Below are 11,313 nucleotides of genomic sequence, written 5' to 3' on the forward strand. Positions count from 1 at the left end.
CTGCGATGAGACGTACTGGATGGGTCGCCTGTGTGGGTCCGTTCCTCTTCCCGTGGGGTGAGGCGGGGTCACGGCGGGTCTATGGCCTGGTGGCGTCCTTGGCCGCCGCAGGCTACGACGTGGTGGTCGCCAGCGGTGGGCCGGAGCCGCTGACCAGGACGGCGCTGCCGGGCGTCGACGGACCGGGATCGGTCTCGCACCTCGGCCTCGCCGAGCGGCCACCGGCAACGGCGGGACCGATCGGCAGCTCGGTCCAGACGCTGGTGCGCTGGGGTGAGCGCACGGTGCGATGGCTCGACGCCCAGCCGACCAAGCCGTCCCACGTCCTGGTCCACGGTGGGCAGGCCCAGTACATGTTCCACCTCCAGCGCTGGTGCCGGCGGCACCGGGTACCGCTGATCGTCGACGTCGTCGACTGGTTCAACGGACGCCACGTGCGCGGTGGCTACCTCGGTCCGCTACACCTCAGCATGAAGCTGGCCCTGCACCACTACTACCCGCGCTGCGACGGCATCATCGCGATCAGCTCCTACCTGGAGGCCCACTACCGGCGCAGCGGAAAGCCCATCCTGCGCGTGCCGCCCACGCTCGACGTGAAGAGCCTGACGCTGGAGGCCCGACAGACCGGTGGCGACTCACCGCCGCTCACCCTTGCCTACGCGGGAAATCCGCACGGGAACAAGAAGGATCTCCTGGGTACCGTCATCGAAGCGGTGGGCAACGTCCGGCGCGACGGCGCGAGTGTCGAGCTACGCGTCTACGGCCCGACGCCTGACGAGGTGCGTGGCCTCTTCGGCGGTCGGACGCTGCCCGACGGGGTGCGGTGCCTGGGCCGCCTGCCACAGGCCGAGGTGGCGAACGCCCTCCAGGAGGCGGATTTCACTGTCCTCATCCGCAGGCCGGAGTTGGCGGCGGACGCGGGCTTCTCGACGAAGTTCTGCGAGAGTCTGGCAAGCGGCACCCCGGTGATCGCCAACCTCACGAGCGACATGGGGAGATACCTGCGCCCCAACCTGGAGGGCCTAATCTGCCGGGACCACACTGTTGGCGAGGTCACCGCGGCGTTCCGCGCAGCGGCGGGGCTGACCGCGACGCAGCGCAGCGTGATGCGCCAGGCAGCGCGGAGCCAGGCCCTCGAATCGTTCGACTACCGGGCGCACGCGGAGCCGCTGGGCCGGTTCTTCCGGCAGTGGGGCTGACGGCGTACCTGTTGCCCGGCCCCGTCGGTGCGGCTAGCGGTGGGTGGCGAACGGCGCGGCGGTGACCGGGTCGGCGGCGGGTGGTCGGCGGGCGCCGGAGAACGACTGCATGAGGTGCAGCACCAACAGCGTGACCATCCCGACGATGGATTCCGGGGCCATCCCGAGCTGGTTGTTCGCCGGCACGTAGACGATGAGAATGCAGAGCTGCGCGAAGATCAACGTCGGGACCACCCGGTGGCCGGACACCGCCGCGCGCCACGAGCCGGCGAAGAGCCAGCCCACCCACCCCATGAACAGCGCCGCGCCGGGGAAGGTGAGGTCCGAGGCGAGCCAGGGGTAGATGGTGGCCCAGTACATGCGCGCCGGCCACCCCGTCTCGTGCTCGGTCCGGTCGGGGAAGCTCGGATGTTCGGTGAGGTCCACGTCGAAGGTCTGCTCGGCGAAGATGGCCGCGGAGGGCGCGCTGCCGAGGCCCCGGGACCACTCGAAGGGCACCTGCAGGTTGTAGGACAGCCCGAGGTAGCCGTGCGTCGGATAGCCGATCATCGCGGCGACGCCCTCGGCCATCGACCTGCCCACGGCCCGTTCCACAGCGGGATTCACCTGCACCACGTCACCCGTGGTGCCGAACTCGGCCGCTCGGGTCGCGTGATTGTGGATCATGTAGGTGGTCAGGAGCGCGAACGCCCCGACGACCACCAGGAGCGCCTGACGTCGGCGGGAGTGGGTCCGGGTCCGGGTCCGGTGCCGGACGGACGCGCCGGCGATCAACATCCCCGCCGCGAGCATGATGACGACGTCGCCGAGCCCCTTCATGGTGCCGATGAAGAGGTAGAACGCGATGTGCGTCGCCGTCGCGACCACGCCGGCGAGGCGCAGCCAGCCGGGCAGACCGCGCCAGTGCACCACCAGCAGCGGTACGAGGGCCATGCTGAGCACGCCGAGCGGAAACAGCGCGTTCATCCACGGGCTGGTGCTGGCGAACCCCTGCTGGTAGACATCGAACTTGTTGACGTAGCCGGCGGCGGGCGCCTGGATGTTCGCCCACACACTGCTGGGGCCGGTGGCACCGAACTGGGTCAGCCGGGTCAGGCTCACGACGACGTAGTAGATGGCGCTGGCCAGGACCAGTTGACGCACCAGCCGGATGCGCCCGGCGGAGTGTCTCGGGACAGCCACCGGGGGCGCGCGACGCGACATCTGCGCCACGTACCCCCCGGCGAACAGGGCGGTCGCCACGAGCACGAAGACACAGAGCCGGAACGGGTTCGCGACATCGTGGGCGAGTCTGGTCAACCAGAACGCGCCGAACGTGCCGAGCATCCAGAACAGCGCCAGCGCCAACGGCAGCCAGGTGATCTTTCGACCGGCCGGCATCGCGTTGAGCGCCGCCACCGGCCGGGGTACCCGGCGCTCCGGTCGCCGGGCGGGGGCCGGGAGTTGCAGGTCGCCGACCGGCGAGCGGTGCCGGCCCCGACTGATCCCGTCGGTGGCGGTCACCGCGGACCATTCCCGGCTGAGCGGCCGGCCCGAAACTGTCGCGAGTCGCCCCGGCCCGGATTCCGAGATTGCACCCGCCGACCCTCCACCCTGTTGAGCGCCCGACGACCGGGCGTGGCCGTCGTCGTACCGAGCCAGGTGTCGGTGGCCCGGACGGCGCCCGCCCCGGTTCGGGCCAATCGACTGACTGCGAGTGTTCACTCAACGAGCCAACGATCGGGCTGTCACCGGGTGATGGCACCGGGCTACTCCAGCACGCTCGTCCCGGCGGGGCACGGTGGCGCGGACCCCGACCGGACGGCGGGTCGCCCACCGTCCGGGGTGGTCCGCGTCCGACGGCTGCCGGCCTGGACCGGCAGCATCGACAGCAGTGCGAGGGCCAGCCACGACCCCCGCTCGAACTCCCACACCCCGGTCAGCCAGAGCGGGAACGCCCCGACCAGGAAGAGCCCGGCGACCTGGAGCCCGACCGGGCGCTGCGCGGCCCGCCGGGCGAGCACCACCGCGAACAGGGTGGCGACGCCCACCAGGCCCACCAGGCCCAGGTCCACGGCGACGGCGAGGACGGCGTTGTGCGGGCGGATCCCCAACGGATTCCACAGTTCGAAGGTGCCCGCGCCACCGCCCACCCAGAGGTCGTCCCACAGGTAGGCGGACGCGTACCGCCACAGCTCGATCCGACTCAGCACGTCGCCGGTCGCCGCCGAGCCGATGACGCCGTCCGCCCACATCAAGGCGCTCTGCCCCAGGCCGAGCGGCACCGCCACCAGCAGCGTCGGTACCGCGGCGACCGCGGCCATCCACGTCAACCGGGGTGCCACCTCGCTGAGCAGCGCGTACACCACCACGAGCAGCAGGGCGACGAGCGCGCCCTTGGTGCGGTTCAGGAAGATCCCGGACGCCAGTACCGGTAGCGCGGTGAGCAGGCCGATGGTGACGAGCCGCCGCTGGCCGCGCATTTTCAACAGGCAGAGCGCCAGTACGAAGGCGGTGACGCTGGAGTAGGCCGTGAAGTTGATGTTGGTGCCCTCGATGCCGAAGCGCACCGCCATGTCCATCGCGCCGGCCGGCCCACCGGCCCCCCGCGCCTCGATGATCAGACGCCACGCGGCGATGGCGCACCCGACGACGTACGAGCCGCCGATCGCGAGCAGGTGCCTCGGCGTGGTGGCGACGTGGCGGACCGCGACGAAGAGCAGAGCGGCCGAGGTGTACGCGAGGGCCACGCTCCGCGTCTGCGCGACGTCGCTCGACCAGAGGACCGTCAGTTGTGCCCAGGCCGCGACCCCGACCGCCAGCACGTCGGGCAGGCGGGGTCGGGGCAGGCGACAACTGAGCAGGATCGCCGCGCCGCACGCCTGCAACACGGTCATCCAGGCGTTCGCCGAGGCCGCCTGGAAGGCCGCGACACACAGCAGCGCGACGGCGAGGGTCGTCGCCTTCGTCCGCCAGCCACCCGCCACGGTGCCGGCGGTGGCCCCACCGGTGGGTACGGGTCCGGCACCGGCCCGCGGCGGCATCGGCCGGCGGGCTCCGAGCCGCACCCGGGTTTGCACTGTCACGACCACTCCTCTGCGTTGCCACTGTGCAGCCGCGACGTCGTCGACGAAGCGGGCGGCGGCGATGTCGTCACTGAAGCGGCACCGGCGGCGTTGGACAGCCGACAGACCGACGACCCGCCCCGACCGGCACGCACCAACCGCCCGACCCACACACCACTCACAGCCGTCCTAAATGCCCGATTTTTACTGAGCTTGCAGCTTCCTACACCGGCGGTCCTGGTCGGGACGAAACGACGGAATCGCCATTGCCCAAGGGGAAAGTCGAAGGTGAAACCCGATCTCCGCTCCATCGCCGTGGACCTGCGCGCGCTGGGCCTGTCGGCACCGCTGCGCGCGGCCTACGAGGCATCCAAGCGCAGCGGCTTCCACGCCGTCCTGTTCCGTGGGCCGCCGCACCGGCACCACCCGGCCGCTGTGGTGCCGCTGACAAGCGTGCTGCCGATCGGCGACGGCGCACGGCAGCGTTGCCTGGACGACGCCGGCCGCGTGCTTGACGACGGGCTCCGGGTCTTCGGCGCCCGGGTGGCGACGGGCGTGTCGAAACCGTGGGGCACCGACCCGCTGACCGGGCGGCAGTGGCCGGCGGGCGACCCGTGGTGGCGCATCGACATCCGCTCCGCGGCCCGGCTGTCGGACGTCAAGCACACCTGGGAGGCGGCCCGCCACCGCGACCTTGTCGTGCTGGCCCGCGCGGCCCGCCTCGACCCGTCCGGCCGGTGGCAGGACGGCCTCGACGAGCTGCTGCGAGCCTGGTGCTCGCAGTCCCCGCCGGAGCGGGGCGTCAACTGGTACTCAAGTCTCGAACTCGCCCTGCGCGCCATCGCCTGGAACCAGATCCTCACCCTGGTCGGCGACCGACTACCCCCCGACGTCGGGACCGCCATGCAGCGGCAGCTGCTCGCCAGCGCCCGGCACCTGATGGTCGAGCTGCCCTACACGTTGAGCAGCATGCGCAACAACCACCTGCTCGGCGACGCGCTCGGACTGATGCTGCTCGCCCGGATGTTCCCCACGGCCCGACGCGCCCGCTTGTGGGCGCGGACCGGCGCGAAGATGTTCGCCGCCCAGCAACGCCGCCACTTCGGCGCGGACGGCCGGATGATCGAGGACTCGCTGTCGTACCACAGGTTCGTGCTCGAAATGCTCATCGTGCGGGTGCTGCTCGGCGGCGCGCCGTCCAGCGTGCACCGTGATCTGCACGCCGCCAGCCTGCACCTGGCCCGGCTCGGAGTCTTCGACGGCGACCTCCCGCAGTACGGCGACTGGGACGAGGGTCGGGTGCTGGCGTCCTCCGGTGACCCCCTCGACGTGGCCGGCACCGCCGCGCTCGGGCTCGCGCTCTGCGGCGAACGGCTGCCGGCGCACTGGTACGCCGACTTCGACGAACTGGCCTGGTACGCGCCGCCGCCCGGCCCCGCGGCCACCTCGGCGGAGTTTCCCGCCGCGCTGCGCCACCGATCGACAGCGACGGCCTCGGGCGGCATCGCGCTTGTCGACCGGGGGCCGTGGCGGGTGTGGTTCAAGGTGGACGGCGGCCCGTCGCACGGCCACGCCGACCTGACCTCGGTCTGGGTCAAGCACGACAACCGCTGGCTGATCGCCGACCCGGGCACTGGCACCTACAACGGCCCGCTGGAGATCCGCAACGGGTTACGTACGTCCGCCGCCCACCCCGTGCGCCGGCCGGACGGGCAGGACCAACTCGTCCCGCACCGGGCGTTCCGCTGGCTGAACAGCGGCCGGGGCTACCTCGGCGCACCGCTCGTCCTGCCGGATCGCACAGTCGTCTTCGGTTGGCACGACGCGTACGCGCGCGGTGAGCACCCGGTACGGGTCGCCCGCGCGGTGGTGGTGGCCGAGCAGTACCTGGCGATCGTCGAGTTCGCCGACCCGCCGGCGGCCGCCCGGTCCTGGTCACTCACCGTTCCGCTGCACCCGGACGTCACAGTGCAGGACGGCACGCTCATCGTCGGCGGCACCAAACTCGACCTCATCGGCCTGGACGGTCACCAGCAGGTGCGCGGACGCTCGACGCCCTTCGCGGGCTGGCACAGCCGGACCTACGGCCGCTGGGAGCCGGCGACGTGGCTCACCGCCGAGAGCCGGGCCGACACCACCCTGTGGGGGCTGGGCACGATACCCGGGCCGCCCCCCGAGCCGAGCGCACTCGACGGCTTCCGGTACCAGGTGACCTGGACCGACGCGAGCGCCATCCTCACCGCCACCCACCTCGGAACAGGGGACGTCCACCAGGTGCGAGCGCCGCGATGACACCACGCCGGGTCCTGGTCCTCAACCACTTCGCGGTACCCCCGGGCCATCCGGGCGGCACCCGGCACGTCGAGCTGTTCAGCCGACTGCCCGGCTGGACCCACGTGATCATCGCGGCTCGCCGCAACATGATCACCGGTCAGCCGCAACGGGCGGAGCCGGGTTTCCACCTGGTCGCGGTGACGCCGTACCGGCGCAACGGCCTGGGCCGGGTGGCCAACTGGGCCAGCTACGCGGTGACGGCCACGGTGGCCAGCCTGCGGCAGCCCCGACCCGACGTGGTCTACGCCTCGTCGCCACACCTGCTGGCCGGTCTCTCCGGCTGCGTGGTGGCGACCCTGCGGCGCACGCCGTTCGTGCTGGAGGTCCGGGACCTGTGGCCGCGCGTGCTCGTGGAGATGGGCACGCTGTCGGAGACATCTGTGGCGTACCGGGCGTTGGAGCGCCTCGAACGCTTGCTGTACCGGCGCGCCGACCGGGTGGTGATCATGGCACCTGGCGTACGGGCGGCGATCGAGGGCAAGGGCGTGGCGCCCGAGAAGATCGCCTTCATCCCCAACGCGGCCGACCCCGAGGATTTCGTACCCAGCCGGGACCGTGCCGAGCTGCGGCGGCGCTACCGGTTCACCCGCCGGACCGCCGTCTACGCCGGGGCGCACGGTCCGGCCAACGGGCTCGACCTGCTGCTGGCCGCCGCCGAGGCGGTACCCGAGATCGACGTCGTCCTCGTCGGCGCGGGTGTGGAGAAGTCACGCCTACAGGCGAAGGCGGTCGGCATCCACAATGTCCGCTTCCTCGACCCGGTGCCGAAGTCGGAGATCCCGGACCTCCTGCACGCCGCGGACGTCGGGGTGCACGTGCTCGCCGACGTCGAGCTGTTCCGGGCCGGGGTCAGCCCCAACAAGGTGTTCGACTACATGGCGGCCGGGCTGCCGATCGTCACCAACAGCCCGGGGGTCGTCGGCGACCTCGTGCTGGGCGCGGACGCCGGACACGTGACCCCGCCGGGCCACCTGGCCCACGGCCTCGCCCAGCTCAGCCAGGCCAGCCCGGACGAACTTGCCAAGTTGGGCGCGGCCGGCCGGAGTTGGATCCGGGCGAACCAGTCTCGTACGGCCATGGCGCAGGCCCTCGGGCGGCTACTCGATCCGCTTGTCGACGGCGACGCGTCGCGCTGACGGCAGTCCCGCCGCCCGGCACCGCGCCTGACACCGACAGCCGGCGCCAGGTGCTGACCGCACGCCCGGCGCCGGGTACCGCGTCACGAGGTGAAGCCGGCCCGCACGCTCTCCAGGTCTGCCTGCACGGGCAGGCGCGACGGGTGTTCCTGGACGCCGGTCAGGGCGGCGATCGCGGACAGCGCGGCCCTGGTCGTGCCGAAGGAGGCGTCGAGTTCCCGATCGTCGGGCAGATTGCCGGCGATCACCGCGCGGGTGTGGGCGAGCAGTTCCTGATGTCCCTTGCCGCCGGGCACGCGCTTGACCTCCCGACCGTCGATCTCCAGGCGCCGAAAGTCGTCGATCACCACTGTGTGCCCGCGCCCGAGGACCTCCAGGCGCTCCTTGGGCGTCCGCCGGTGCCCGCCGGTGGCGTACGTGATCGTCGCGGTGGACCCGTCCGGGTATCCGAGCAGGACACTCACGTCCTCCTCCAGGCCCGGTTCGCCACGGCCGCTGCCGTACGCGTGCACGACCCGCGGCTGCGCGCCCACCAGCCACGAGGCGAGATCGATGAAGTGGCACACCTCGCCCCGGATGCGGCCGCCCTGGCGTCGGTCGTGATACCAGTGGGCGGCGGGCAACTGCCCGGCGTTGACCCGGTAGGCGACGGTGATCGGACCTGACCCGGCCGCCAGGGCCGACCTGGCGTGGCTGACCATGGGCGCGTGCCGGCGGTTGAACCCGACGAACAGGTGGCCGGAGTTGCGCTCGTAGGCGGCCCTGACCTCGTCGAGTTCGTCCTGGGTCAGCGCGAGCGGCTTCTCCACGAAGACGTGTTTGCCGGCGTCGAGCGCCTGCACCACCAGGGCGGCGTGCGAGTCGTGGCGGCTGAGGATGAACACCACGTCGATGTCATCGCGGACCAGCAGATCCTCGGCTGTCGGTGCCACCACGGCGATTCCGTTGCGCTCGGCCGCGTGCCGCGCCGACAGGCCCTTGGCCGAGGTGATGGCCACGAGGTCGTCGCCCCAGCCCGCCGCCCTGAGCGCGGGCAGGAACGTGGCCTTGGCGTAGTTGCCGGCCCCGATCAGGCCGCCGCGCGGCGACGTCGAGTTGCGGCGCGGTCGGACCGTGATCGATTGCCGGGACTGCTGCGCGGGAGCCGCGTAGCTGAGCTGCACCGCGAGCGAGCGCGGGTCCGCGGCCAGCACCTCGTAGGCCGCGGTGGCCCGCTCCACCTCGAAGACATGCGTCACCAGGTCGTCGACCGCGACCCGGCCACCGGCCACCAGGTCGAGGTAGGCCTCGATGTTGCGGCGTGCCGTCCAGCGCACGTGGCCGATCGGATAGTCGATGCCCCACTCCTCGTAGGCCCGGTCGTGGCGGCCGGGACCGTAGCTGCGCGCGAACCGAAGGTCCAGCTCACGCTCGTAGAAGCGTCGACGGTCCAGGGCCAGGCCGACGTCGCCGACCACCACCAGTCGGGCGCGGTCGCGGGCGATCTCGGTGCTGCGCGCGACCGGCTCCGACGAGGCGGTCGCCGCCGTGATCAGGACGGCGTCGACGCCTCGGCCACGGGTCAGTTCCATGATCTGCTCGGTGGTCGTCGCACCCGCCTCGACCAGGCCTACCGCACCACACTCGCCGGCCAGCTGGGCGGTCCAGTCGCGCAGGTCGATGCCGATGACGTGCAGCCCGGAGGCGAGCGCCAGTCGTACGGTCAGCTGCCCGACCAGGCCGAGCCCGACGACCGCGACCGAGCCGCCGAGACCCACCTCGGCCTGCCGCAGGCCCTGCATGGCGATCGCCGCCACCGCGCCGAAGGCGGCCGCCTGGTCGGACACCGACTCCGGGACGGGTACCGCGAGCAGACCCGGCACCGCCTGGTATTCGGCGTGCCCCACCGACGCCGTGGCCACCCGCATCCCGGGGCGGATCCCGTCGGTCGCGGCGCCGGCGGTGACGACGACACCGGCGGCGCTGTAGCCGAGCGGCATGTCCTCGTCGAGCCGGCTGCGCACGGCGGCCACGGTCGAGCGAACTCCCCCGGTGCGTGCCCTGTTGACCACCTGGCGGACCAGATCCGGTCGGGCCCGCGCCTTGCGCAGCAGGCTCGCCGAGGCCAGCTCGCGCACGGCGCGCTCGGTCCCCGCGGAGAGCAGGGACCGGCGGGTGGCGACGAGCACCTCGGTGGCGCCGGGCTCCGGCTGGGGGACTTCGACGACTCGCAACTCTCCGCCGGACACCGATTGGACGATCTGCTTCACGCGGCTCTGCCTGCCTTCGGGAGTAAGAACACCGATCACGGCAGGTCACCGCTCAGGCAACACACACCGCGACGCATCCGTCATTCGGCATTCTATGCCGATTAGATGCCTTAAACTGGATAACTTGTACTATTGGCGCGCCGTCGCTGATTCGCACCGAATTTCCCGAGGAGATCCATGCCAGCCGACGCCGTTCTGCACGTCGCGGGTGCACGTCCCAACTTTCCCAAGGCAGCGCCCGTGATCCGCGCACTTCGGCGGCACGGCGTGGCACAGCGCCTGATCCACACCGGACAGCACTACGACGAGCGGATGTCCGAGGTCTTCTTCCGGCAACTGGGCCTGCCCGAGCCGGACCTCAACCTGGGGGTCGGTTCGGGCAGCCACGCGAGCCAGACCGCGAGCGTGATGACCGGCCTGGAAGAGCTGATGATCGCCGACCGCCCGGCCCTCACCGTCGTCTACGGGGACGTCAACTCCGCCCTCGCCGCCGCGCTCGTCGCGTCGAAGCTGGGCGTCCCTGTCGCGCACGTGGAGGCCGGCCTGCGCAGCTTCGACAGGTCCATGCCCGAGGAGATCAACCGGATCGTCGTCGACCACGTGTCCGACCTGTTGTTCGCCACCAGCCCCGACGCCGTGTCGCACCTCGGCACCGAGGGCGTCGCCGCCGAGAAGATCCATCTGGTCGGCAACCCGATGATCGACACCCTGCTGGCCAATCTCGACCGCTTCGACGTCGCCGGCATTCGGGCGGCACTCTCGCTGCCCGACCGGTACGTGGTGGCCACGCTGCACCGACCGGGCAATGTCGACGATGCGACAGACGCGGTAGACCTGGTCAAGGCGATGCACGCGGTTGCCGATCAACTCCCCGTCATCCTGCCGCTGCACCCGCGCGGCCGGCAGCACCTGGAGAGCGCGGGCCTGCTGTCACACCGCGCGCTGCGGGTCGTCGACCCGCTGGGCTACCTCGAGTTCGTCAGCCTGGTACGCGGCGCGGCGGTCGTGGTCACCGACTCCGGCGGGGTGCAGGAGGAGACGACGATGCTCGGGGTGCCCTGCCTGACGCTGCGGCCCAACACCGAACGCCCGATCACGATCACGCACGGCACCAACCGCCTCGTCACCCGGTCGACGCTCGCCGAGACCGTGGCGAGCACTGTGGCAGCGGGCCGACCCGCCGTCTGGCCCACGCCCCCGATGTGGGACGGCGCGGCGGGCGAGCGGATCGCGGAGATCATCGCGGCGACACTCCGCTAGGCCGTGTCTTCAAAGGATCTTGATGTCGGATGATGTAGCGCGTGGGTCGTCGCTACGAGTTGTCTGATGTCGAGTGGGATGCGCTGTCGAG

At 71.6% G+C, this 11,313-nt stretch carries 7 protein-coding genes; 4 read left to right on the forward strand and 3 right to left on the reverse strand.

What is annotated here, in order from left to right; translation table 11 throughout:
- The first annotated feature begins 5 nt into the window (after positions 1 to 5).
- A complete protein-coding gene (locus AB0B85_RS29975; RefSeq protein ID WP_357412514.1) occupies positions 6 to 1,199 on the forward strand; it encodes a glycosyltransferase in 1,194 nt (397 codons plus the stop codon).
- A 33-nt stretch (positions 1,200 to 1,232) separates the two neighbouring features.
- Here AB0B85_RS29975 and AB0B85_RS29980 read toward each other — a convergent pair whose 3' ends face one another.
- Entirely contained in the window at positions 1,233 to 2,702 is a 1,470-nt protein-coding gene (locus AB0B85_RS29980) for a hypothetical protein (protein WP_357412516.1), read from the reverse strand.
- 245 nt (positions 2,703 to 2,947) lie between these two features.
- A complete protein-coding gene (locus AB0B85_RS29985; RefSeq protein ID WP_357412518.1) occupies positions 2,948 to 4,264 on the reverse strand; it encodes an O-antigen ligase family protein in 1,317 nt (438 codons plus the stop codon).
- Positions 4,265 to 4,531: 267 nt separating this feature from the next.
- Between AB0B85_RS29985 and AB0B85_RS29990 the strand changes: the two genes are divergently transcribed.
- Together AB0B85_RS29990 and AB0B85_RS29995 are read left to right on the forward strand one after the other, a co-directional pair.
- The gene (locus AB0B85_RS29990; protein WP_357412520.1) at positions 4,532 to 6,535 is read left to right on the forward strand and encodes a heparinase II/III family protein; all 2,004 of its coding nucleotides are present in this window, start codon (positions 4,532 to 4,534) and stop codon (positions 6,533 to 6,535) included.
- Positions 6,532 to 7,713: a glycosyltransferase family 4 protein gene (locus AB0B85_RS29995; protein ID WP_357412522.1), complete on the forward strand. Its 1,182-nt coding sequence runs from the start codon at positions 6,532 to 6,534 to the stop codon at positions 7,711 to 7,713. Before AB0B85_RS29990 ends, AB0B85_RS29995 begins: the two co-directional genes overlap by 4 nt.
- 83 nt (positions 7,714 to 7,796) lie before the next feature.
- Here the strand turns inward: AB0B85_RS29995 and AB0B85_RS30000 are convergent, their stop codons facing one another.
- Positions 7,797 to 9,962 carry a bi-domain-containing oxidoreductase gene (locus AB0B85_RS30000; protein WP_357412524.1) on the reverse strand — a complete coding sequence of 722 codons (2,166 nt, stop codon included), beginning with the start codon at positions 9,960 to 9,962 and terminating at the stop codon, positions 7,797 to 7,799.
- Between the two features lie 177 nt (positions 9,963 to 10,139).
- On the opposite strand from AB0B85_RS30000, the gene wecB reads away from it, so the two are divergent.
- Positions 10,140 to 11,222 carry a UDP-N-acetylglucosamine 2-epimerase (non-hydrolyzing) gene (gene wecB / locus AB0B85_RS30005; protein ID WP_357412526.1) on the forward strand — a complete coding sequence of 361 codons (1,083 nt, stop codon included), beginning with the start codon at positions 10,140 to 10,142 and terminating at the stop codon, positions 11,220 to 11,222.
- The last annotated feature ends 91 nt before the right edge of the window (positions 11,223 to 11,313 follow it).

Origin of the sequence: Micromonospora sp. NPDC049044 (genome assembly GCF_040649215.1) — a bacterium.
GTDB lineage: Bacteria > Actinomycetota > Actinomycetes > Mycobacteriales > Micromonosporaceae > Micromonospora.